Origin of the sequence: Ancylobacter mangrovi (assembly GCF_024752335.1) — a bacterium.
Taxonomy (GTDB): domain Bacteria; phylum Pseudomonadota; class Alphaproteobacteria; order Rhizobiales; family Xanthobacteraceae; genus Ancylobacter; species Ancylobacter mangrovi.
In genome coordinates this window covers 109,223-132,164 of record NZ_JANTHY010000005.1, presented here as the reverse complement: position 1 = coordinate 132,164, position 22,942 = coordinate 109,223, and the positions used below count along the sequence as shown (strand labels likewise).

Genomic DNA, 22,942 nt, shown 5'->3' with positions numbered 1-22,942 from the left:
CCTACCCCACCCGGCGCCGCAGGCGCACCAGCGCCAGCGCGGCGGCGACCGCTCCGCCCCCCTTGTCGCCCTCGGCGACGCGGGCGCGGACCCAGGCCTGCTCGTCGTTCTCGACGGTGAGGATGCCGTTGCCGATCGGCAGCTTGCGCGCGACCGACATGTCCATGATCGCGCGCGAGGATTCCCCGGCCACGATCTCGAAATGATAGGTCTCGCCGCGCACCACGCAGCCCAGCGCCACGGCTGCGTCATAGGGCCGTCCCGCCTGCGCGGCGGAATCGACGGCGATGGCGATGGCGGCCGGGATCTCCAGCGCGCCGGGCACCGTCACCAGATCGGGCTCGATGCCCTCGGCCTCCAGCGCCTTGCGCGCCCCGGCGAGCAGCTCGTCGGCGATGTCGTCATAGAAGCGCGCCTCGACGATCAGCACACGCGCGCCGTCGAGCGGCACGGCAGGGGCTTCGGAAGCGCGCGGCGGGCGGGGGCTCGCCATGGGATGGAACCTCGTGAAATTGTCAGGGCCGACGACGTACAGGCCTCAGCGGAACTCCGCAAGCCGCGCCGCGTAGCGGGCCATCATGTCGACCTCGATGTTGACACGGTCGCCGGGCTGTACGTTGGCCCAGGCGGTGTGCGCCAGCGTGTGCGGGATGAGCAGGCAGGTGAAGCGCGCGCCGTCGACCTCGTTGACGGTCAGCGAGGTGCCCTCGAGCGCCACCGAGCCCTTCGGCGCGATGAAGCGGGCGAGCTCGGCCGGCGCCTCGAAGGTGAAGCGCGTGGTCTCGCCGAGATCCTCGCGGTCCGCCACCGTGGCGACGCCGTCGACATGGCCCTGCACGATATGCCCGCCGAGCTCGTCGCCGATCTTCATCGCCCGTTCGAGGTTCAGCCGGCGCCCCTCGCGCCAGTTGCCCGCCGTGGTGACGGCAAGCGTCTCCGGCGCGGCCTCGACGTCGAAGCTGTCGGCGCCGGTCGCGACCACGGTCAGGCACACGCCCGAGCAGGCGATCGACGCGCCGAGCTCGATGGTGGCGGGATCGTAGGCGGACTGGATGGTCAGCCGGCGCACGTCGTTGCGCGGAGCCACGGTGCGGACGGTGCCGATGTCGGTGACGATCCCGGTAAACATGTCAGCGGCGCCTCATGATGGTCAGACGGTCCGGCCCGTACCGCTCCGTCCCGGCGGTGGTGAGATAGTCATTCAGGGCGCCGAGCGGCAGCCCCTCCAGCGCGTCGATCGCGCCAGTGCCCAATTGCACCGGCGCCTCGAACAGCGCGCATTCGTCAACGAGGTCCGCGCGCAGCACGGCGGCGGCCATGCGCGGGCCGGCCTCGACCATCACCCGCGTCAGGCCGCGCAGCGCCAGCAGGCGCATCACCTCGTTGAGGTCGAGCCCGCCGGAGGGATGGCGGCGCACCCGCATCACCTCGACGCCGCGCTCGCCGAGCCGCTCCTCGGCCGCGGCCGGCGCGTCCTCGCCCGCCACCACCCACACCGGCGCGGTGTCGAGGCTGGCGAGCAGCGCGCTCTCCGTCGGCAGGCGCAGCGCACTGTCCAGCACCACCCGCACCGGCGAGCGGTCGAGCATGCCCGGCAGGCGGCAGGTGAGCTGGGGATCGTCGGCGAGCACCGTGCCGATGCCGGTCAGCACGGCGTCGTGGGTGGCGCGCATCATGTGCACGCGGGCGCGGCTGAGCGGCCCCGTGATGGCGGCCGGGCGGCGCCCCTCGAGCCCCGCCTTGCCGTCGGCGGAAACCGCCATCTTCAGCATCACATGCGGCCGGCCCTCGCTCACCCGGCGGATATGGCCGGCATGGACCAGCGCCGCCTCCGCCGCGCCGGCGCCGACATCCACCCGGATGCCGGCCTCGCGCAGGATCGAGAAGCCACGGCCGGAAACGCGCACGTCCGGATCGCCGATCGCCGCCACCACGCGGGCGACGCCCGAGGCGCGGACGGCATCGACGCAGGGAGGCGTGCGCCCGTGATGCGAGCAGGGCTCGAGCGTCACATAGAGCGTCGCCCCGCGCGCGCCCTCGCCCGCCACTGCCAGCGCCTGCGGCTCGGCATGGGGGCGCCCGCCCTTCGCCGTCCAGCCGCGCCCGAGGATGACCGGGCCCGCCGGCGTCTCACGCACGACCACGGCGCCGACCGCCGGGTTCGGCCACGTATGGCCGAGCTCGCGGCGCCCGATGCTGAGCGCCACGCCCATCAGGGCCTCATCACGGGATTTCTGATCCATCAGGTCGTTCCCCGCGCGCGGCGGGTTCAATCGTCGAGCCCCGCCAGCCCGGCCGGGCGGCGCAGAGGCTTGGCGACCTCGGGCTCGGCGAGGCCGCCCTCGCCCACGCGGGCGTCGAGCTCGCCGAGCAGGGTCTCGAAATCCTTGGCCTCGCGGAAATTGCGGTAGACCGAGGCGAAGCGGACATAGGCGACGTCGTCGAGCTGCTTCAGGCTCTCCATCACCCGCTCGCCGATCATCTCCGAGGAAATCTCGCTCTCGCCCATGCTCTCCAGCCGCCGCACGAGGCCGGAGACCAGGCGCTCGATCCGCTCGGGCTCCACCGGGCGCTTGCGCAGCGCCACCTCGATCGAGCGCGCCAGCTTGTCGCGGTCGAACGGCACGCGGCGCCCGGAGCGCTTAAGCACGGTCAGCTCGCGAAGCTGCACCCGCTCGAAGGTGGTGAAGCGGCCGCCGCAATCGGGGCAGATGCGGCGGCGGCGTATGGCGGCGCTGTCCTCGGTGGGACGGGAGTCCTTCACCTGCGTGTCGAGGCTCCCGCAATAGGGGCAGCGCATGGCATTTCCTCTTCAGGATCGGCCGGCGATCCGGCCTAGCTGTAGATCGGGAATCGGGCGAGCAGCCCCTTTACCTTCTCACGCACAGCCGCCTCGACAAGGCTATCCTCGTCCGTCCCCTTCTGCGACAGCACGTCCAGCACCTCGGCGATCATGTCGCCGATCTGCTGGAACTCGGCCACGCCGAAGCCGCGCGTGGTGCCCGCCGGCGTGCCGAGGCGCACGCCCGAGGTGACCATCGGCTTCTCCGGATCGAAGGGGATGCCGTTCTTGTTGCAGGTGATGTGGGCGCGCCCGAGGGCGATCTCCGACACCTTGCCGGTCAGCTTCTTCGGCCGCAGATCGACCAGCATCAGATGCGTGTCGGTGCCGCCGGAGACGATCTCGAAGCCGTGGCCCTTGAGGTTTTCCGCAAGCGCCTTCGCGTTTTCCACCACGTTCTTCGCGTAGACCTTGAACTCCGGCTGGAGCGCCTCGCCGAACGCGACCGCCTTGGCGGCGATGACGTGCATCAGCGGGCCACCCTGGGTGCCGGGGAAGATCGCCGAGTTGAACTTCTTGGCGAGGTCCTCGTCATCGGTGAGGATCATGCCGCCGCGCGGGCCGCGCAGGGTCTTGTGCGTGGTGGTGGTGGTCACATGGGCGTGCGGCACCGGGTTCGGGTGCGCCCCGCCCGCCACCAGGCCGGCGAAATGGGCCATGTCGACCATGAGATAGGCACCCACCGAGTCGGCGATGGCGCGCATCTTCGCGAAGTCGATATGGCGCGGATAGGCCGAGCCGCCGGCGATGATCACCTTCGGCTTGTGCTCGTCGGCGAGCTTGGCGATCTCCTCGTAGTCCATGCGCTGGTCGTCGCGGCGCACGCTGTAGGGCACCGGCTTGAACCACTTGCCCGACAGGCTGACCGGGGCGCCATGGGTCAGATGCCCGCCGGCGGCGAGGTTCAGCCCGAGGAAGGTGTCGCCGGGCTGCATCAGCGCGAAGAACACAGCCGTGTTCGCCTGCGCGCCCGAATGGGGCTGCACATTGGCGAAGCCGGCGCCGAACAGCTTCTTGGCGCGGTCGATGGCGAGCTGCTCGGCGACGTCGACGAACTGGCAGCCGCCATAGTAGCGCCGGCCGGGGTAGCCCTCGGCGTATTTGTTGGTGAGCACCGAACCCTGCGCTTCCAGCACCGCGCGGGAGACGATGTTCTCCGAAGCGATCAGCTCGATCTCGTCGCGCTGGCGGCCGAGCTCGGCGGAAATCGCGCCGGCGAGCTCCGGATCGGTCTCGGCAAGAGTGGCCGAGAAGAAACGGCTATTGGTGTTGCTGGAAGAAGCGTGGGCTTCGGACGACATTAACCGGCCTCCCTGGGCGGTGGCGACGCCTCGCGGCCAGCCTCATGCCGGCCGTGCGGATTCAAGGCGGGTCGCTTAGCACAGCACCCTCGGGCTTTCAAAGCACGCTGCCGCAGGGCCGCCTTGCACGAGCGCGGCGGCTCGCGGGAAGCGGCGCGACATCTGGGCCCGCGCGCCCTGCCCTTCGGCGGCGGATGACACCGCACCCGGCGCTCGCCTATGGTGCCTCGCCCCGCTCCCGAATCCCGGATTCCCGCGCATGAAGATCATCCATTCCCCGCGCCATCTTGGCCATTCCGGCCATGTCGAGCTCATGAACGGGCAGGTCGTGCCGGCCTTCGAGAAGCCGGAGCGGGTGGCGATGATTCTGCGCGCCGTGGGCGAGCGCCAGCTCGGCCCGTTCGTGGACCCGCAGGCGCACGGCCTCGACCCGGTGCTCAAAGTCCATGATGCCGATTTCATCCGCTTCCTGTCGACCGCATGGGAGCTGTGGACGGCGGACGGGCGCGACTTTCCGGCCCTGCCGAGCTTCTGGAAGGCGCCCGGCATGCGCTCCATCGAGCCGGAGAGCATCGACGGCAAGCTCGGCCATTTCTCCTTCGATGCCGGCTGCTGCATGGTGGCGGGCACCTGGGACGCGGTGCAGGCGGGCGCCGACATCGCGCTGACCGGCGTCGACCTCATTTCCTCCGGCGAGAAGGCCGCCTTCGCGCTGTGCCGCCCGCCCGGCCATCACGCCCATGCCGGGACGATGGGCGGCTACTGCTTCGTCAACAACGCGGCGGTGGCGGCGCAGTCCTTCATCGACCGCGGCGCGGCGCGGGTGGCGATCCTCGACGTCGACTACCACCACGGCAACGGCACGCAGTCGATCTTCTACGCTCGCCCGGACGTGCTGGTGTGCAACATCCACGCCGACCCGATGCAGGAATTTCCGTATTTCCTCGGCTACGCGGACGAGCCCGGCGAAGGCCCTGGCGAGGGCTTCAACGCCAATTTCCCGCTGCGCTGGGGCACGGACTATGAGGGCTGGGGCGCGGCGCTGGACGCGGCCTGCGCGCGGATCGAGGCCCATGCGCCCGACGTGATGCTGGTCTCTCTCGGGGTCGACACCTACAAGGACGATCCGATCTCGCAGTTCAAGCTCGACAGCCCGGATTATCTGAAGATCGGCGCGCGTATCGCGAAGCTCGCCAGGCCGACGCTGTTCGTCATGGAAGGCGGCTACGCGGTGGAAGCGATCGGCACCAACGTCGCCAACACGCTGGAAGGCTTCGAGCAGGGCTGAGCTGCCCTGCCCGTCTGGCGGTCACAGCCGGTACAGCACCTGGTCGACCCAGAACCGCTCGAGCCGGTTGAGCGCCTTGTTCAGCGTCTCGAATTCCTGCGGGCCGATGCCGCCGATCGGTTCGATCGTGGTGGTGTGCTTGGTGTACAGCCCCTCGACGATGGAGCGGATCTCCTCGCCCTTGTCGGTCAGGCGGATGCGCACGGCGCGCCGGTCCACCCGCGAGCGGCGGTGGTCGAGATAGCCCGCCTCGGCGAGCTTCTTCAGATTGTAGGAGACGTTGGCGCCGAGATAGTAGCCGCGCGTGCGCAGCTCCCCGGCGGTCAGCTCAGCGTCACCGATATTGTAGAGCAGCAGCGCCTGCACGGCGTTGACGTCCTCGCGCCCGCGCCGGTCGAACTCGTCCTTCACCACGTCGAGCAGGCGACGGTGAAGGCGTTCCACCAGCGTCAGCGTCTCGCGGTAGAGAGGGGAAATCTCCTCCAGCCTCGTATCCGTTCGAAGCTCGGAAGGCGGCGCGGGGCTCCGCTGTGCTGCTCTGCTCATGTTCACACCCGGTCGTGACGTGGGGATTTTCTCCCTCTGCATCGCCGGAGTGTCCGGGGCGGCCTCTAAGATGGCCTTAAGCGGAAAGCTGAATCGTTCGTTAATGCGCCGGTTGCACGTCCGGCAGGTCCCGCCGGCCGGCGCCTATTCCTCGCTCTCGCGCGCCGCCTTGAAGGTGAGGAAGGCGTAGATCGCCACCAGCAGCGTCTCGATGATGGCGACGATCATCAGCCGCCCCACCCCTTCGGGCGCCGAGGCGTTGATGAGGATCTGCACCATCGCCGTCACCAGCCACAGCACCACGCCCCAGGAGGCGCCGAGCCAGAGCCCCACGGCGGCGACCGGGTTCATGATCGCGGCCCAGATCACCGCCGACTGCGCGGCCATCGAGAGCATCTCGAAGCGGCTGGCCTCGCCGTCCCAGACGCCGCAGATCAGCGTCCAGCTATAGACCGTCTTCACCAGAAGGAAGCCGGCCAGCAGGCGCAGATAGATCACCACGCGGCGCTGCCAGGGCGGCAGCTCCGCGCCGGCGGGGCCAAGCGTGGCGTCGATGGGATCGTAGGGCGAGCTCATGCCCCTTCCATAGCCGAATTCGCGCTCAGGTCAGCACCAATTCGTCGACGAGGGGCTGGTCGAACATCGCGGCGATGGCGGCGGGGTCGACATCCTCGAGCCGCGCCGGCGACCAGACCGGCCGCTGGTCCTTGTCGATCAGCACCGCGCGCACGCCCTCATAGAAGTCGTGCTGGTCGAGCAGGCGGGTGACGACGCGGAATTCGAGGCCGAGGCAGCCGGCGAGGTCGAGCCCGAGCCCGCGCTGCATCTGCTGGAAGGCGATGTGCACGCTGGTCGGCGAGGCGCGGCGTATGGTGTCGCGCTGGGCGCGGACGAAAGCGGCCACGTCGTCCTCGCCGTTCGCCGCCTGGTCGAGCGCGGTCATGACGGCGTCGACCGATCCGCCGGCGAAGATGCGGTCGATCGCCGGATAGAAGGCGGTGAGGGTCGGCCGGGGAGCCGGAACGGCGAAGCGCGCCAGCGCCGCCTTCATCGCCTCGCCCTTCGCCAGCGCCTCGATCAGCGAGGGCCATGCGCTCGCCGGAATGTGATGGGTGTAGAGGCCCATCGCCACCGCGTCCGGCATGCCGATGCGCGCACCCGTCATGGCGAGCCAGGTGCCGGTCCAGCCGGGCAGGCGCGGCAGCACGAAGGTGCCGCCGACATCGGGGAACAGGCCGATCGCGACCTCCGGCATGGCGAAGCCGAGCCGTTCGCCCGCGACCCGGTAGCGGCCATGGCCGGACATGCCGAAGCCGCCGCCGAAGCACAGCCCGTCCACCAGCGAGACGAAGGGCTTGGGGTAGCGGGAGATGAGGTAGTCAAGCGCGTATTCGTCCCGCCAGTAGGCGCGCGCCGCCTCCTTCTCGCCCGCCTTGCCGAGGTCATGCATGGCGCGGATATCGCCGCCGACGCAGAAGGCGCGGTCATTGGCCGAGTGCAGCACCACATGGGCGATGTCGGGATCGCCGATCCAGCCCTCCAGCGCGGCGTGCATGGCCCCGACCATGGGGTGGTCGAGCGCGTTCAAGGCGCGCGGCCGGTCGAGGGTGACGATGCCCGCCCTGCCCCGCTTCTCGAAGCGAACGCCGATCTCGCTGCTCACGCCGCCCCCGCTCGATGGATGCCCCTCCCCGGCATAGGCGTTCGGGGCCGGGATGGGAACCCGTCTAAGAGGATGAGAGCAACCGTCGGCATCCGCACCGAGGTGCCCGGGTGCCGCAAGGGTACCGCGGAAAGACGCCTTCCGCGCCTGCGGCGGATTGACCGGCGAATGCGCAATTGGACGGCGGACAGGTCGCGCATCCTGTCATATGAAGCTATAAATGTTCGAAACAGCATCGTTCGATGCGGTGAGCGGCCCTTCCGCCCTGTGAGCTTGCCATGACCATTCCCTTCGCCCGTCCGCGTCCCGTCCAGCCCGAGCCGTCGATCCGGCCCGACGCATCCTCGAAGCTCGACCTCGTGCAGCGGCCGCGGCGCAACCGGAAATCGGAGTGGGCGCGCCAGCTGATGCGCGAGAACACGCTCACCGCCGCCGACCTGATCTGGCCGATCTTCGTCATGGACGGCACCGACGCGCGCGTGCCCGTCAGCTCCATGCCCGGCGTCGAGCGCCTCACCGTCGACCAGTCGGTGCGCGAGGCCGAGCGCGCGGCCAGCCTCGGCATCCCGGCGATCGCGCTGTTCCCCTACACCGACCCCGCGCTGCGCTCGGCCGACGGCGCCGAGGCGCTGAATGGCGACAACCTCGTCTGCCGCACACTGCGCGCCATCAAGGACGCGGTGCCGCATATCGGCCTCATCACCGACGTCGCGCTCGACCCCTATACCAGCCACGGCCATGACGGGCTGCTGGACGGCAACGGGCGCATCCTCAACGACGAGACCGTCGCCGTGCTCGTGGAGCAGGCGCTGGTGCAGGCGGAGGCGGGCGCCGACGTCATCGCCCCGTCCGACATGATGGACGGGCGCGTGGGCGCCATCCGCCGCGCGCTCGACGCCGCCGGCTTCCTCGACGCGCAGATCCTCGCCTACAGCGCGAAATACGCCTCGGCCTTCTACGGCCCGTTCCGCGACGCGGTCGGCTCCTCGGGCTGCCTGACCGGCGACAAGCGCACGTACCAGATGGACCCCGCCAACGGGACCGAGGCGCTGCGCGAGGCCGCGCTCGACATCGAGGAAGGCGCGGACATGCTGATGGTGAAGCCCGGCATGCCCTATCTCGACATCCTCTGGCGCCTGAAGGAGAGCTTCGGCCTGCCGACCTTCGCCTATCAGGTGTCGGGCGAGTACGCGATGATCGAGGCGGCCGCCGCCAATGGCTGGCTCGACGGCGAGAAGGCGATGATGGAGAGCCTTATGGCCTTCAAGCGCGCCGGCGCCGACGGCATCCTCACCTATTTCGCGCCGCGCGTGGCCGAGAAGCTCGCCCGTGAGGGCTGATCCATCACGGCGCCGCGGGCACGGGTGACAGGCATTGTGGGCCGCATCGTCCGCATCGTCCTGAGCATTCTCTCCATCCTGCTCGTCGTCCCGCTGCTCGCCGCCTGCGGCTCGGTGGTCGATTCCGACCAGGCGCGCATCTGCCGCGCCATCCCCGAAGCGCTGCACGAGGAAGGCGCCGACATCGCCGAGGTCTCGCTGTCGCCGGTGCCGGGCGTGCCCGCGGCGCTGCGGCTCGCCTACCGGCTGCGCGTGGGCGACGTCACGCTGCCGCGCTGGATCATCTGCCGCTTCGCCGCCCAGACCGGCGTCGGCAGGTTCAACCTCGTCGACGTCGAGACCGACCGCGGCACGCTCAGCGGCGTCAAGCTGCTGATCCTGAAGCGCTGGTGGCTCGACGACATCCGCGTCGAGCCGGGCATCGCGCCGCTGTTCCATATCGGGCCGCGCGCCGCCTACTGGCTGCAGCAGACGCTGAACGGCATGGTGCTGGCCGGCGTCTATGGGCTGATCGCCACCGGCTTCGCGCTGATCTACGGCCTTGCCGGGCGGGTGAACCTGGCCTTCGGCGAGATCGCGGTGGCCGGCGGGGTCAACACGCTGGTCGTGGTGGGCGTGGTCTCGCTGCTCGGGCGGCTGAACGCCCCGGCCCTCACCTTCGCGCTGTTCGCGGGCGTCGGCGCGGCGGCGCTGCTGAGCTGGGTCGCCGGGCGCCTCGTCGTGATGCCGCTGGCGACCCGCTCGCGCGCGCCGCAGACGACGCTGATCGGCACGCTGGCGCTCGCCATTGTGCTCACCGAGCTGCTGCGCCTCACCTCCGGCAGCCGCGTCAACTGGCTGCCGGCGCTTCTCAACCGGCCGCTCTACCTCGCCGGGGCCGACCATTTCGTCGCCACCGTCACCCCGGCCCAGCTTCTCGCCGCCGGCCTGTCGATGTCGGGCGCCTCCATGCTGCTCGCCCTGATGATGTTTTCGAGCTTCGGCCGCGCCTGGCGCGCCCATGCCGAGGACCCGCTGATGGCGGCCTTGCTCGGAGTGCCGATCCCGGCGCTGCGCTCGCTCACCTTCATCATCGCCGGCGCCTCGGCGGGGCTCGCGGGGGCGGTGGTGGTGATCGCCTATGGTACCGTGCAGGCGGGCGACGGGCTTTCCCTGACGCTCAAGGCCTTGATTTCGGCGATTATTGGCGGCATTGGCTCCGTGCCGGGCGCCTTCCTCGGCGCCGCCCTCGTCGCCGGCGTCGAAATCGTGTGGTCCTCGGCCTTCGATATCGCCTATCGCGACGTGGTGACCTATTCCCTCCTGGTGGCATTCCTCGTGCTGCGGCCAGGCGGGCTTCTCAATCGTTCGGCGCCCTCGCCCCGAGAATTCTGAGCATCTCGATGACCCTGCCCGTGTCCCCCGCCGATGTCGCCGCCGCCCGCGAGGTTCTCGCCGGCGCCGTGCTGCGCACGCCCACCCTGCCGGCGCCGCGCCTTTCGGCGATTACGGGCGCGCATGTGTTCGTGAAATACGAGAACCTGCAGGTCACCGCGAGCTTCAAGGAGCGCGGCGCGCTGGTGAAGCTCGCCAGCCTCTCGCCGGAGGAGCGCGCCTCAGGCGTCGTCGCCATGTCGGCCGGCAACCATGCCCAGGCCGTGGCCTACCACGCCGCCCGGCTCGGCATCCGCGCCACCATCGTGATGCCCAAGCACACCCCGCTGGTTAAGGTGATCGCCACCGAGGCACACGGCGCGCGCGTGGTGCTGCACGGCGAGTCCGTCGGCGACGCCAGCGAGGAGGCCGACCGCATCGCCCGTGAGGAGGGCCTGGTGTGGGTCCACCCCTATGACGATGCCCGCGTCATCGCCGGCCAGGGCTCGGTCGCGGCGGAGATGCTGGAGGACACGCCCGGCCTCGACGCTCTGCTGGTGCCGGTCGGCGGCGGCGGGCTGATCTCCGGCATGGCGGTCGCCGCCCGCGCCATGCGCCCCGACATCGAGATCGTCGGCGTCGAGACCACGCTCTACCCCTCCATGTGGAACGCGCTGCACCAGCAGAACCGCCCCTGCGAGGGCGCCACGCTGGCCGAGGGCATCGCCGTCAAGCAGGCCGGCGCGCTGACCCGCGAGATCGTCTCGGCGCTGGTCTCCGACGTAGTGCTGGTCGACGAGCCGACCTTCGAGCGCGCGGTGAACCTGTTCCTCACCCAGCAGAAGACGCTGGCCGAAGGCGCCGGCGCCGCGGGACTCGCCGAGCTGCTGGCCCAGCCCGACCGCTATCGCGGCCGCAATGTCGGCCTCGTGGTCTCGGGCGGCAATATTGACCCGCGCATCGTCGCCTCGATCATGATGCGCGAGCTGGAGCGCGAGGAGCGCATCGTCAGCTTCCGCTTCTCGATGATGGACCGGCCGGGCGAGCTCGGCATCATCTCCACCCTGCTCGGCCAGCTCGGCGCCAACATCCTCGAGGTGGAGCACAAGCGGCACTTCCTCGACGTGCACGCCAAGGGCGCCCGGCTCGACGTGACGGTGGAGACCCGCGACCGCGCCCATGCCGACGAGGTACACCGGGTCCTGCTCGCCGAGGGCATGAACGTCGCGCGGGTGGACTGGCGCACCGCCGGCTGACGCAGCGGCCGCCCCTTGTCCCGGGGCGCCCGGCCCCCAATCTGATGGGAATGGAGGAGCGGCGCATGTCCGAGACCTATTACGGGGACCAGAGGCCCTACGCCTACGACCCCTATGCCGAGCCGGAATATTTCGAGGGCGTGCTGTGGCGGCGCGTCATCGCGTTCCTCATCGACGCGGTGATTATCATCGCGCCGATCGTCGTCGCCGCGATCCTGATCTTCGTGTTCGGCTTCATCACGCTGGGGCTCGGCTGGTACCTGTACGGCTTGCTCAGCCCGGCCTATGTGATCTGGGCGCTGGCCTATACGGGGCTGACGCTCGGCGGCGCGCAGTCGTCCACCATCGGCATGCGCACCATGGGCATCGAGATGCGGCTGTGGCACGGCGCGCCGATGTATCCGCTGCTGGCGGTGCTCAGCATCGTGCTGTTCTGGGTCTCGGTGAGCGTGCTGACGCCGGTGGTGGTGATCGTCGGCCTGTTCAACGCCCGCCGGCGCCTGCTGCACGACTTCGTGCTCGGCACGGTGGTGACCAACACCGAGGAACGCGCCGCGTCTCTGCGTCATTACCGCAGGTAAGAAATTTCCGTCGGGGCCGATTGCGGGATTTGACGCCGGCGTCGGCTCTGGCAATCTCTGAGTCCCGCTGACCGCGAAGCACCTGTGACCGAACACCCGCGCGATACACCGCAGTTCTATCTGACGGCGCCCTCCCCCTGCCCGTATCTCCCGGGCCGCGAGGAACGCAAGGTGTTCACCCATCTGGTCGGCGAGCGGGCGACGCAGCTCAACGACGTGCTCACCCATGGCGGCTTCCGCCGCAGCCAGTCGATCGCCTACCGGCCGGCCTGCGAGCACTGCCGAGCCTGCGTGTCGGTGCGGGTTTGCGTCGACGGCTTCCGCGAGACGCGCAGCTTCCGCCGGGTGCGGCAGGCCAATGCCGACCTCGTCGGCGACATGCGCGCCGCCGTGCCGACCGCCGAGCAGTACTCGCTGTTCCGCGCCTATCTCGACAGCCGCCATAGCGATGGCGGCATGGCCGACATGACCGTGCTCGACTACGCGATGATGGTCGAGGACAGCCATGTGCGCACGCGCCTGATCGAATATCGCCGCCGCGGGCCGGACACCGCCATCCACGGGCGCGGCCAGGGCAGCCTCTACGCGGTGGCACTGACCGACGTACTCGCGGACGGGCTGTCCATGGTCTACTCGTTCTACGAGCCGGACGAGCCCTCGCGCTCCATCGGCACCTACATGATCCTCGATCACGTGGCGAAGGCGCGCCAGCTCGGCCTGCCCTATGTCTATCTCGGCTACTGGGTCGATGGCTCGGAGAAGATGGACTACAAGCGCCGCTTCCTGCCCCAGGAGCGGCTCATGCCGGGCGGCTGGGAGCGGGTGGGCGACTAGTTTTATTCACCCGGTTAGGTTTACTGACTTCGTCGCTCGTTCCCCAAGCGGAAGCATCTCCAGAATTTTTTCCAGTGCGCTACGCACGCTGGTTACCTGAGCCGAAAACGGTTGATCCGGGTCGAGACTTTCCACGCCTGCGCGCAGGTGCACCTCACCGCCGTGATTAACACGCCACGTTCCTTCCGGAAGAACACCCGCCAATGTTATGTCGGCAACCTCGCGGCGCGCGCGCTCGAATATCAGGTTGACTTCGCCGCGGAACAGGGCGTGCTTGAAGCGAATTCCGCTCGCAAGACCCCTTCCGGACAGGAAATATTCACGGTCACCACCCCGTTGTTCCGTGGCGGTCAGCTGCGGATAATTTTCCTGAACGAAGGCGCGGTAGTCCTGCTTGAATCGCAGAAGCCATGTCTCAGGAGCGGAGGGGGGAACAGAGTCCACGCTTCGCGCTCGCCGAACCCTTGCGGCCGATTTCATCAATACTGCGCGACGCCAAGCTGTAGCGGACTTATGGTCGTCTTCGAGAATGTCCGCCAACTCTTCCAGTGCAATTCGTGCATGCCAATTCTGGTCGATTGGCACAGCCGCAAGATATGCGCGCGGCGCACAAAGCACTGCCAGGTAATCAATTACGACACCTTCCATACAGAGAGCACGGCCCCTCTCGTGATAACGCGCGCACTGATTTGGCTGCATCGCAGCACCGATCTTATCCTCGATAAGAATGGCGATGCTTCCCCGTGGCGATTCCACCCGAAGTAAGACATCCGTCTCGCCGTTATCGCGAAACACGCTATGATTCGCCGATACAAACGCACAATCATCGAGCCCCACCGCTGCGCAGAATCTGGTTACGAACCCAGGAGCGACGTGAAATTGCTCCAACAGAAGCAAATCAACGTCCCGCTCCTGCGGTGTAAAGGGCAAGAATTCTATGCTTTGCAAAGCTGCCCCCTCCGGCCCTCGCAGGCACCATCCTAGAACCTGTTGTTCCGCGGAAACCCCTTCGGGGGCAGGCGGCCGGCGGCGGCGCGGTCGCCCTTCCACTCGGTGAGGTCGGTCACGGTCCAGGTGCGCCCGGACGTGTCGGTCCAGGTCAGGCCGTCGGCGAGCGCGAACACCTTCACGTCGCTCAGCCGGCCGTCCTTGTAGCGCTGCAGCCGCACGCCGCGCCCGCGTGCCATTTCCGGCACCTGCGAGAGCGGGAACACCAGCAGCTTGCGGTTCTCGCCGATCACCGCGACCGTGTCGCCGGCGGCGATCACGACCTTGGCGGCGTCCTGCCCGTCGACGCCGAGCACCTGCTTGCCCTTGCGGGTGTTAGCGAGGCAGTCGTCCTCCGCCACCACGAAGCCGCGCCCTTCCTTCGCCACCACCAGCAGCTTGCGCCCGCCCTGATAGGGCAGCACGTCGACGATGTCGGCCTCCTGCTCCAGCTCGATCGACAGGCGCAGCGGCTCGCCATGGCCGCGCCCGCCCGGCAGCTTGGAGGCGTCGAGCGTGTAGAAGCGGCCATTGGTGGCGAACACCAGCAGCTTGGACGTGGTCTCGGCGAAGAAGGACAGGCGCAGCTTATCGTCGCCCTTGAAGACGAGCGAGGAAAGGTCGGCGACGTGCCCCTTCAGCGCGCGCACCCAGCCCTTGTCCGAGACCACGACGGTGATCGGCTCGCGCTCCACCATCGCCTCGATCACGGCGCTGGCGTCATGGGTGCTCGCCTCGCCGAAGCCGGTGCGGCGCCGGCCGAGCTCGGTGTCGGGGGCGAACATCTTGCGGGTCTGGCCGAGCTCCCAGGCCACGGTCTTCCACTGCCGCGCCTCGGAGGCGAGCAGCTTCTCGATCCCGTCCTTCTCCTCGGTGAGCTTGTCGTGCTCCTTGCGGATCTCGAATTCCTCGAGCCGGCGCAGGCTGCGCAGGCGCATGTTGAGGATCGCCTCGGCCTGCACGTCGGTCAGCTCGAACCGGGCCATCAGCGCGGGCTTGGGCTCGTCCTCCTCGCGGATGATGCGGATCACCTCGTCGAGGTTCAGATAGGCGATCAGGTAGCCGCCGAGCACCTCGAGCCGATGCTCGATCTGCGCCAGACGATGGCGCGAGCGGCGCAGCAGCACCTCGCGGCGGTGGTCGACCCACTCGCGCAGCGCCTCGCCGAGGCTGACCACCTTCGGCACCTGCCCGCCGACCAGCACGTTCATGTTGAGCGGGAAGCGGACCTCCAGCTCGGTGAGCCGGAACAGGCTCTCCATCAGCAGCTCGGCGTCGACGTTGCGCGCGCGCGGCTCCAGCACCACGCGCACGTCCTCGGCGGATTCGTCGCGCACGTCGGCGAGCAGCGGCAGCTTCTTCTCGTTCAGCAGGTCGGCGATCTTCTCGATCAGCCGCGACTTGGCGACCCCGTAGGGGATCTGCGTCACCACCACGACATAGGTGCCGCGGCCGGTCTCCTCCTTCTCCCAGCGCGCCCGCAGGCGGAAGCCGCCGCGCCCGGTCGCGTAGGCGTCGGCGATGGAGGACGGCGATTCGATGATGATGCCGCCGGTCGGGAAGTCCGGGCCGCGCACGAATTTCAGCAGGTCGTCGGTGGTCGCCTGCGGGTTCTCGATCAGGTGCAGGCTGGCGTCGATCAGTTCGGCCGCGTTGTGCGGCGGGATCGAGGTCGCCATGCCCACCGCGATGCCGGTCGAGCCGTTGGCGAGCAGGTTCGGGAACGCCCCGGGCATGACGACCGGCTCTTCGGTCGTGCCGTCGTAATTGGGGCGGAAGTCGACCGCGTCCTCGTCGATGCCGTCGAGGATGAGGCGCGCCACCTCGGTCAGCCGCGCCTCGGTGTAGCGTTCGGCGGCGGCGTTGTCGCCGTCGATATTGCCGAAATTGCCCTGCCCGTCGACCAGCGGATAGCGCTGCGCGAAGTCCTGCGCCAGGCGCACCATGGCGTCGTAGATCGCCATGTTGCCGTGCGGGTGGAACGAGCCCATCACGTCGCCGACGATCTTCGCGCTCTTGCGGAAGCCGCCGCCGGGATCGAGGCGCAGCAGGCGCATGCCGTAGAGGATGCGCCGGTGCACGGGCTTCAGTCCGTCGCGCGCGTCGGGCAGCGCGCGGTGCATGATGGTCGAGAGCGCATAGGCGAGGTAGCGCTCCTCGAGCGCCGCCTTCAGCCCGATCGGCTCGATCGTGCCGTCATCGGTCGGAATCGATCCTTCTCCCATGGCTTCTGGCTACAGGGAAGGATGGCCGGGAACAAGTAGCGAACGCGCATGGCAGCGGCGCAATCACCGCAATTTCGCGGCGGCGCGGATGCGACGAATTGAAACAACCCGAAACCGCAACCATCCGGCGCTACCAAAATACCTCAATTCTCGGGGAGACAGCACATTTATGACGTTTTCACAGCAGCTTGCGGCTGAATGCAGCCTGAGATGGCAAGCCGCCAGCATAGTGAACGAACGGTATATATTTAATTCGAATTTAGAAGTAATTTCGTCACAAAAGAACGGGGTACCGTCCCCGAGCCAAGGGAGGCCGCCATGAAACTGACGCTCGCCATCGTCGCGGCGTTCGTGATGCTGCATGTCGCAGGATCCGATCGCGCCGACGCCCAGGCCTATCCACGCTCGCCCTCCGCCGTCCTCGAACATGGCGGCAGCCAGAGGGGCTGGCAGAACATCTGCCGCGAGCGGGAGATCACGCGGCGGGTCGGCAGCAACCGGCTGATCACCTTCCGCGCCGCCTCCTGCAGCCCGGTGTGGATCGGCCAGCTCTATTTCAGCAACGGCCGATACTACACCGACCCGAGCTTCCTCAACCCGCTCTACTGACCGCCGGCCGGAATCCCGCCCGCCCGCTTCAGCGCGCCGAGCAGCGCCGCGCGCGAGTCGGGAAGCGCCTGGCCGCGCGGCTCGAAGATCCGCCGCGCGAGGAAATGGCCGGTGAGCGCGAAGGCGGCGTCGACGTCGCCGGCGGAGGGCGGCGCGGCCACTTCGCCGACCAGAAAATAGGGCAGGTCCAGCAATTGCTGGCGCCACGGCTCGCCCGCCTCCCGGCTCACCGCGCGCCCCGAGCGGGGCGAGACATAGAGCAGGTCGTTGCGCCCGCCAGTCGCCGCGCAGCGTGTCAGGTCGAGCCCGAAGCCGAGCTCGGCGAGCATCATCAGCTCGAACCGCGCCACCAGCATGCCGGTGAGGCGCACCTCGCCGAGATGTTCGGTCATGGTCTCGACCAGCCCGTGCAGATCGCCATGCGGGTCGCGCTCGGGCAGCAGGCGCAGCAGCGCCGAGACGTGGGCGAGCGCGAAGGCCGAATGCGCCTGCGCCATCAGTTCGCCGGCGCGCGCGGCGGTCAGTTCGAGCGTGAAGCTGCCCAGATGCTCGTCGAGCCGCGCCCGCCACACCGCCCGCACGCTGTTGCCCGGCTGGAGCGTCGCCGCCTGCCGGCGCGAGCCCCCGCCCCGGACGATGCCGAGATGGCGGCCATGCGCCCGGGTCAGCAGCTCGACGATGGCGTTGGCCTCGCCGTGGCGGCGCACGCCGATGATAACGCCCTCGTCGGTCCATTCCATCGGGCGGGCGCCCCGCTCATTCGGGCGGCGGGAAGTCGAGCCCCATCTCGCGATAGCGCTCGGGATCGTCGGCCCAGTTCTCGCGCACCTTCACGAACAGGAACAGATGCACCGGCGCCTCGACGATGTCAGCGAGTTCGGCGCGGGCGGCGGTCGAGATCGCCTTGATGGTCTCCCCGCCCTTGCCGAGCACGATCTTCCGCTGGCTCTCGCGCTCGACGAAGATAGTCTGCTCGATCCGCACCGAGCCGTCCTTGCGCTCCTGCCAGCTCTCGGTCTCCACCGTCGAGCGGTAGGGCAGTTCCTGGTGGAGCCGGTGGAACAGCTTCTCGCGGGTGATCTCGGCGGCGAGCATGCGCATCGGCGCGTCCGAGATCTGGTCCTCGGGATAGAGCCAGGGGCCGAGCGGCAGCATGCCGGCGAGCCAGTCGCGCAGCTCGGCGAGCCCGTCGCCGGTCAGCGCCGAGACCATGAACAGCCGGTCGAAGCTCACCCGGTCGGCGATCGCGGCGGCGAGCTCCAAGAGGTTCTCGCGCTTCACCAGGTCGACCTTGTTGAGCAGGATCGCCCGCGGGCGGCGCACGTCGGCGAGCCCACGGATGATCGCCTCGACATCCTCGGTGAGGCCGACGCGGGCGTCGATCAGCAGCACCACGGCGTCGGCGTCGCCCGCCCCGCTCCAGGCGGAGCGCACCATCGCCTTCTCCAGCCGCCGCTTGGGCGCGAAGATGCCGGGCGTGTCCACCAGCACGATCTGCGTCACACCCTCGATGGCGATGCCGCGCACCAGGCTTCGCGTCGTCTGCACCTTGTGCGAGACGATCGAGACCTTGGTGCCGACCAGCGCGTTGGTCAGCGTCGACTTGCCAGCATTGGGCGCGCCGATCAGGGCGACGAAGCCGCAGCGCGTGGTTTCCGGCGTGTCGTTCGTTTCCGGCATTTCGCTCATGACGTCACCCGCTCAAGAAATGCCGCAGCCGCGACTTTCTGCGCGCCCTGCTTGGAGGAACCGACGGCCTCGACCGGCTCGTGGCCGGGCAGCTCGACGGCGATGGTGAATTGCGGATTATGGTCGGGACCCGAGCGCTCGACCAGCCGGTAGGTCGGCGGCGGCAGGCCCCGCGCCTGCGCCCATTCCTGCAGCGCGGTCTTGGGATCGCGGCCCGAGCCGCCCGGCGCCGCCAGCCGTGGCCGCCAGAAGCGCTCCACCATCGCCTCGGCCGCGCCGAATCCGGCGTCGAGATAGACCGCCGCGAGCACCGATTCGGCGATGTCGGCGAGAATGGCGCTGCGCTCACGCCCGCCCGAGCGGTCCTCGCCGGCGCCGAGCCGGATATGCGCCGCCACGCCCATGGTGCGGGCGACCTCGGCGCAGGCCTCCTCGCAGACGAGATCGGCGAGGCGCCGCGACAGTTCGCCTTCCTCCGCATGGGGGAAGGCGCGGTAGAGCATGTCGGAGACGACCAGGCCGAGGACGTGGTCGCCGAGGAATTCGAGGCGCTGATAGGAGCGCACCCGCGCCCGCGAGCCCTGCACGCCGGTGACCGAGGAGATGTGCGTTAGGGCGAGGACGAGATGCGCGCGCTGGGTGAAACGGTGCCCGAGCGCCTCTTCTAGCGCGTCGAGACCGGCATCACGATCGGCGCGGCCAGTGCCGCGCGTCATCGCACGAAGGAGAACAGGCGGTCCCAGCGGACCGTCCAGGGCCACTTCCAGAACTCCCAGGCGGGCTCGCCCTCTTCCACCGAAAAGAAGATCATCTGGGCGCGGCCGACGAGGTTCTCGTAGGGAACGTAGCCGACCTGGCTCAGCACGCGGCTGTCCGTGGAGTTGTCGCGGTTGTCGCCCATCATGAAGTAGTGCCCGGGCGGCACCTTGTAGACCGGCGTGTTGTCGTAGAAGCCGTTGTCGACGAGATCGAGCGTGTAGTAGCTCACGCCGTTCGGCAGCGTCTCGCGCCAGCGCTTCACGCGCTCGACCCGGCCATTGCCCTCGTCGTCCATCCAGTAGCCGGCGTCCTCGCGCTTCACGGGCGTGCCGTTGATGTGCAGCACGCCGTCGATCATCTGGATCTCGTCGCCCGGCAGGCCGATCACGCGCTTGATGTAGTCGGTCGACTCGTCGCGCGGCAGCTTGAAGACGACCACGTCGCCCCGGTTCGGCGACGAGCCGAGGACGCGCCCGTCGAACAGCGGCGGCGAGAACGGGAACGAGAAGCGGCTGTAGCCGTAGCTGAACTTGGAGACGAACAGATAGTCGCCGACCAGCAGCGTCTCCTTCATCGAGCCGGACGGAATGTTGAACGGCTGGAACAGGAAGGTACGGATGACGATGGCGATAAGAAACGCCTGAAGGATCACCTTGACGGTCTCGCCGAGGCCGCCTTCTTTCTTCTTGGGTTCGGTGGTCGAGGTCATATCGCCTTCCGTTGCGCCCCCTGGGCGCGATGTGCGCCGCCCGGCGGGGGCGTGCCGGCTCCTATAAACGCTCCCCGGTCCTGCGGCAACGCACGCCGGTCACGTTCCTTGGAGGTAACCGAGCGTCAACCGTTGTCGGCCTTGGATTTGCCGCTGTCGGGTCCCGCACTTGCGGGCTCGGCGCTGATGATGACGAAGGCCTGCGCCAGCGGCCCGTCATCGGTGATGGTCAGGTCGATGCGCGCCTCGAAGCCGGGCGGCGTCAGCGCGTCGAGCCGCCGGCGCGCGCCGCCGGTGAGCTGCATGGTCGGCCGGCCGGACGGCAGGTTCACGACGCCCATGTCGCGCCAGAACACGCCCTGCGAGAGGCCGGTGCCGAGCGCCTTGGCGCAGGCCTCCTTGGCCGCGAAGCGCTTGGCGTAGCTCTCCGCGCGCCGCCGCCGCCGGTCGGACTTGGCCCGCTCGACGGGCGTGAAGACACGGTCGAGGAAGCGCTCGCCATGGCGCTCCAGCACCTCGGCGAGGCGCCGCGCATCCGTGATGTCCGAGCCGATGCCGATGATCATTGCCGCCTCACGCCGCCTTCGCGCCTTGCGCCCGCCCGCGCGCCATGGCCGTACGCATCAGCCGGATGGCGGATTCGAGCCCGTCGAAGATCGCCTCGCCGATCAGGAAATGGCCGATATTGAGCTCGCGGATCTCGTGCAGGCCGGAGATCCGCTCGGCGGTCGCGAAGTCGAGCCCGTGGCCGGCATGCACCTCGAGGCCCAGCGCCGTCGCCTGCCGCGCGCCCTCGACCAGCCGGGCGAACTCGGCCTTGGCCGCCTCGCCCTCGCCGGCGGCGATGAATTCGCACCACGCGCCGGTGTGCAGCTCGATCACCGCCGCGCCGATATCGGCCGAGCGAGCAATCTGGTCGGGGTCGGGCGCGATGAACAGCGAGACGCGGATGCCCGCCTTGCCCAGCGCCTCGACCTTATGGGCGAGGTCGATGCCGCCGCCGATGACGTCGAGCCCGCCCTCGGTGGTGCGTTCCTCGCGCCGCTCGGGCACCAGGCAGGAGGCGTGCGGCTTCAGCGCGAGCGCCAGCGCGACCATCTCGTCGGTTGCCGCCATCTCGAAATTCAGCGGAATCTGAAGCACTTCACGCAGGCGCTTCATGTCGTCGTCACGAATATGCCGGCGATCCTCGCGCAGATGCGCGGTGATGCCGTCCGCGCCCGAGGCGGCGGCGAGCTGGGCCGCGCGCACCGGGTCGGGAAGCGCGCCGCCGCGCGCATTGCGCACGGTCGCCACGTGGTCGACATTCACGCCGAGGCGAAGCGGAGGGACGATCGCGGTCATGGCGATCAGGCCTTCGCGCCCTGGATGCCGCGGCTGCCGGGCTTGACCGGCGGCAGCGCCGCGAGCTCGGGCGGCAGCGCGTCGGCCGGGTAGGCCGGGATGTCGAGCTGGGCCAGCGAGATCAGCTTCACGCCGAGATCGGCTCGCCCGCCGGAGCGGTCGATCAGGCAGGCGGCGCCCACGACGTGGCTGGTGTGCTCGGCGAGCGCGGCGAGGCATTCGCGCGAGGACAGGCCCGTGGTCACGATGTCCTCGACCATCAGAACGCGGGCATCGGCGGGAATGGTGAAGCCGCGCCGGAGCTGGAACGCGCCGTTCTCGCGTTCGACGAAGATCGCCTTGGCGCCGAGGTGGCGCGCGGTCTCGTAGCCGGGGACGATGCCCCCGACCGCCGGCGAGACCACATAGTCGATCTTGCCGAAGGCGGCCTCGGCCTTCGCCGCCAGCGCGCGGCAGAGGCGCTCGGTGCGGACCGGGTCCTGGAACACGAACACCTTCTGCAGGAAGACCGGGCTGCGCAGGCCCGAGGTCAGGATGAAATGGCCCTCGAGCAGCGCGCCCGCCTCGCGGAATTCGGCCAGTACCTCGTCCTGTGTCATGTCGGTGCCTGCTGAGCGGTTGTGGATCGGCGTCGTGATAGCCGATCCCGCCCGCGCCGTCACCGCCGTTCCGTTCACGCCACGGCGCGCTGCTCCTCGACCTCGTCGGTCCAGACCTCGAAGGCGACCAGCGTATGGGCGCCGAAGGTGTTGACGATCGGCACGTCGGCGGCGTCGCGCCCGCGCGCCATCACGATGCGCCCGATGCGCGGCTTGTTGTGGCGCGCGTCGAAGCTGTACCAGCGCCCGTCGATATAGGCTTCGAACCAGGCGCTGAAATCCATCGGCGCGGGATCGGCCGGCACGCCGATGTCGCCGAGATAGCCGGTGCAGTAGCGCGCGGGAATGTTCATGGCGCGGCAGAACGTTATGGCGAGATGCGCGAAGTCCCGGCACACGCCGCGCCCCTCGCGCAGCGCGCCCATGGCCGAGCGGGTGCAGTCGGCGTGGCCGTAGCCGAAGGTGATGTGCCCGTGCACGAAATCGCAGATCGCCTGCACCCTCTCCCACCCTTCCGGCACGCCGGCGAAGCGGCTCCACGCCTCGGCGCCGATAAGGTCGGTCTCGCAATAGCGGCTGCCGACGAGGAAGCCCATCACGTCCTCCGGCAGGTCGCCGGTCGGCATCTGGCCGGCCGACGGCACCACCGGATCGGTCAGGCCGCTGTCACGGACCAGCCCGTCGAGCTCCAGCAGGGAGCGGCCGGCGGGCAGCACCGCGCGGCGGCGGACATTGCCGAACAGGTCGAGCGTGCGCGTGCTCGGCACGATGTTGCGGTTCGCGTCGCGGATGGCGAATGGCGAGGAGACGATGACGTCAACGGCCCGCGAGGGATGCACATCGACGGCGAAGCTGGCGGCAGTGGGCTGGGTGCAGTCCAGCGCGAGGCGAAAACCATAGCGAATCCGCATCGCGGATCACCTCCGGAAGACGGGATGAATGGACGTTCCGAACCTGCCCATCGAAGGGCGGGCAGGTCGCCGGCCGGTGTCGGCCGGCCCGCTCCCGACAACGCGA

The 22,942-nt window shown here is 69.1% G+C and carries 25 protein-coding genes; 7 read left to right on the top strand and 18 right to left on the bottom strand.

Features of this window, described 5'->3' with window-relative positions; all coding sequences use genetic code 11:
- Position 1 precedes the first annotated feature (1 nt).
- Genes ribH through glyA form a run of 5 tightly spaced genes read right to left on the bottom strand, consistent with a single transcriptional unit; the run spans position 2 to position 4,143 of the window.
- On the bottom strand, positions 2–493 hold the full coding sequence (gene ribH / locus NVS83_RS13975) for a 6,7-dimethyl-8-ribityllumazine synthase (RefSeq protein ID WP_258739877.1): 492 nt from the start codon (positions 491–493) through the stop codon (positions 2–4).
- Between the two features lie 45 nt (positions 494–538).
- The gene (locus tag NVS83_RS13970; protein WP_258739876.1) at positions 539–1,129 is read right to left on the bottom strand and encodes a riboflavin synthase; all 591 of its coding nucleotides are present in this window, start codon (positions 1,127–1,129) and stop codon (positions 539–541) included.
- Position 1,130: 1 nt separating this feature from the next.
- On the bottom strand, positions 1,131–2,243 hold the full coding sequence (gene ribD, locus NVS83_RS13965) for a bifunctional diaminohydroxyphosphoribosylaminopyrimidine deaminase/5-amino-6-(5-phosphoribosylamino)uracil reductase RibD (RefSeq protein ID WP_258739875.1): 1,113 nt from the start codon (positions 2,241–2,243) through the stop codon (positions 1,131–1,133).
- Positions 2,244–2,269: 26 nt separating this feature from the next.
- A complete protein-coding gene (nrdR, locus tag NVS83_RS13960) occupies positions 2,270–2,800 on the bottom strand; it encodes a transcriptional regulator NrdR (RefSeq protein WP_258734156.1) in 531 nt (176 codons plus the stop codon).
- 35 nt (positions 2,801–2,835) lie between these two features.
- Positions 2,836–4,143 carry a serine hydroxymethyltransferase gene (gene glyA, locus NVS83_RS13955; protein ID WP_258734157.1) on the bottom strand — a complete coding sequence of 436 codons (1,308 nt, stop codon included), beginning with the start codon at positions 4,141–4,143 and terminating at the stop codon, positions 2,836–2,838.
- 259 nt (positions 4,144–4,402) lie between these two features.
- Here glyA and NVS83_RS13950 point away from each other — a divergent pair, with 259 nt between their 5' ends.
- Positions 4,403–5,431 (top strand): histone deacetylase family protein, encoded by a 1,029-nt coding sequence (locus tag NVS83_RS13950; protein ID WP_258739874.1) that lies wholly within the window; start codon positions 4,403–4,405, stop codon positions 5,429–5,431.
- A 21-nt stretch (positions 5,432–5,452) separates the two neighbouring features.
- Here the strand turns inward: NVS83_RS13950 and ldtR are convergent, their stop codons facing one another.
- From ldtR to NVS83_RS13935, 3 genes are all read right to left on the bottom strand, one after another.
- Positions 5,453–5,977, bottom strand: coding sequence for a transcriptional regulator LdtR (ldtR, locus tag NVS83_RS13945; RefSeq protein WP_258739873.1), 525 nt, complete (start codon positions 5,975–5,977; stop codon positions 5,453–5,455).
- Positions 5,978–6,121: 144 nt separating this feature from the next.
- Positions 6,122–6,553 (bottom strand): DUF6163 family protein, encoded by a 432-nt coding sequence (locus tag NVS83_RS13940; RefSeq protein ID WP_258734160.1) that lies wholly within the window; start codon positions 6,551–6,553, stop codon positions 6,122–6,124.
- 25 nt (positions 6,554–6,578) lie between these two features.
- A complete protein-coding gene (locus NVS83_RS13935; protein ID WP_258739872.1) occupies positions 6,579–7,640 on the bottom strand; it encodes an enoyl-CoA hydratase/isomerase family protein in 1,062 nt (353 codons plus the stop codon).
- A gap of 278 nt (positions 7,641–7,918) precedes the next feature.
- On the opposite strand from NVS83_RS13935, the gene hemB reads away from it, so the two are divergent.
- From hemB to NVS83_RS13910, 5 genes are all read left to right on the top strand, one after another.
- Positions 7,919–8,980, top strand: coding sequence for a porphobilinogen synthase (hemB, locus tag NVS83_RS13930; RefSeq protein WP_258739871.1), 1,062 nt, complete (start codon positions 7,919–7,921; stop codon positions 8,978–8,980).
- A gap of 36 nt (positions 8,981–9,016) precedes the next feature.
- A complete protein-coding gene (locus tag NVS83_RS13925; RefSeq protein WP_258739870.1) occupies positions 9,017–10,354 on the top strand; it encodes a branched-chain amino acid ABC transporter permease in 1,338 nt (445 codons plus the stop codon).
- An 8-nt stretch (positions 10,355–10,362) separates the two neighbouring features.
- Positions 10,363–11,589, top strand: coding sequence for a threonine ammonia-lyase (locus NVS83_RS13920; RefSeq protein WP_258739869.1), 1,227 nt, complete (start codon positions 10,363–10,365; stop codon positions 11,587–11,589).
- Between the two features lie 65 nt (positions 11,590–11,654).
- Complete coding sequence (locus tag NVS83_RS13915; protein WP_258739868.1) at positions 11,655–12,170, top strand: RDD family protein; 516 nt, start codon at positions 11,655–11,657, stop codon at positions 12,168–12,170.
- Positions 12,171–12,254: 84 nt separating this feature from the next.
- Entirely contained in the window at positions 12,255–13,004 is a 750-nt protein-coding gene (locus NVS83_RS13910; protein ID WP_258739867.1) for an arginyltransferase, read from the top strand.
- A 6-nt stretch (positions 13,005–13,010) separates the two neighbouring features.
- Here the strand turns inward: NVS83_RS13910 and NVS83_RS13905 are convergent, their stop codons facing one another.
- Positions 13,011–13,952, bottom strand: coding sequence for a PDDEXK-like family protein (locus NVS83_RS13905; protein ID WP_258739866.1), 942 nt, complete (start codon positions 13,950–13,952; stop codon positions 13,011–13,013).
- A 32-nt stretch (positions 13,953–13,984) separates the two neighbouring features.
- A complete protein-coding gene (gene parC / locus NVS83_RS13900) occupies positions 13,985–16,216 on the bottom strand; it encodes a DNA topoisomerase IV subunit A (protein ID WP_258739865.1) in 2,232 nt (743 codons plus the stop codon).
- Between the two features lie 318 nt (positions 16,217–16,534).
- Between parC and NVS83_RS13895 the strand changes: the two genes are divergently transcribed.
- On the top strand, positions 16,535–16,825 hold the full coding sequence (locus NVS83_RS13895; protein WP_258739864.1) for a hypothetical protein: 291 nt from the start codon (positions 16,535–16,537) through the stop codon (positions 16,823–16,825).
- On the opposite strand, the gene recO is transcribed toward NVS83_RS13895, so the two are convergent.
- The 8 genes from recO to NVS83_RS13855 all read right to left on the bottom strand — a co-directional run bounded on the left by recO (position 16,819) and on the right by NVS83_RS13855 (position 22,836).
- Entirely contained in the window at positions 16,819–17,565 is a 747-nt protein-coding gene (gene recO / locus NVS83_RS13890; protein ID WP_258739863.1) for a DNA repair protein RecO, read from the bottom strand. The two genes, NVS83_RS13895 and recO, sit on opposite strands and share 7 nt — an antisense overlap.
- A gap of 16 nt (positions 17,566–17,581) precedes the next feature.
- The gene (gene era / locus NVS83_RS13885) at positions 17,582–18,514 is read right to left on the bottom strand and encodes a GTPase Era (protein ID WP_258734170.1); all 933 of its coding nucleotides are present in this window, start codon (positions 18,512–18,514) and stop codon (positions 17,582–17,584) included.
- The gene (gene rnc, locus NVS83_RS13880) at positions 18,511–19,230 is read right to left on the bottom strand and encodes a ribonuclease III (protein WP_258739862.1); all 720 of its coding nucleotides are present in this window, start codon (positions 19,228–19,230) and stop codon (positions 18,511–18,513) included. The genes era and rnc overlap by 4 nt, the downstream gene beginning before the upstream one ends.
- Complete coding sequence (lepB, locus tag NVS83_RS13875) at positions 19,227–19,982, bottom strand: signal peptidase I (RefSeq protein WP_258734172.1); 756 nt, start codon at positions 19,980–19,982, stop codon at positions 19,227–19,229. The genes rnc and lepB overlap by 4 nt, the downstream gene beginning before the upstream one ends.
- 125 nt (positions 19,983–20,107) lie before the next feature.
- On the bottom strand, positions 20,108–20,548 hold the full coding sequence (gene acpS, locus NVS83_RS13870) for a holo-ACP synthase (protein WP_258734173.1): 441 nt from the start codon (positions 20,546–20,548) through the stop codon (positions 20,108–20,110).
- A 7-nt stretch (positions 20,549–20,555) separates the two neighbouring features.
- Positions 20,556–21,326 carry a pyridoxine 5'-phosphate synthase gene (locus NVS83_RS13865; protein WP_258739860.1) on the bottom strand — a complete coding sequence of 257 codons (771 nt, stop codon included), beginning with the start codon at positions 21,324–21,326 and terminating at the stop codon, positions 20,556–20,558.
- 5 nt (positions 21,327–21,331) lie between these two features.
- Positions 21,332–21,925, bottom strand: a complete 594-nt coding sequence (gene pyrE / locus NVS83_RS13860) for an orotate phosphoribosyltransferase (protein ID WP_258739859.1) — start codon at positions 21,923–21,925, stop codon at positions 21,332–21,334.
- Between the two features lie 74 nt (positions 21,926–21,999).
- Positions 22,000–22,836 (bottom strand): transglutaminase-like domain-containing protein, encoded by an 837-nt coding sequence (locus NVS83_RS13855; protein WP_258739858.1) that lies wholly within the window; start codon positions 22,834–22,836, stop codon positions 22,000–22,002.
- Positions 22,837–22,942: the final 106 nt, after the last annotated feature.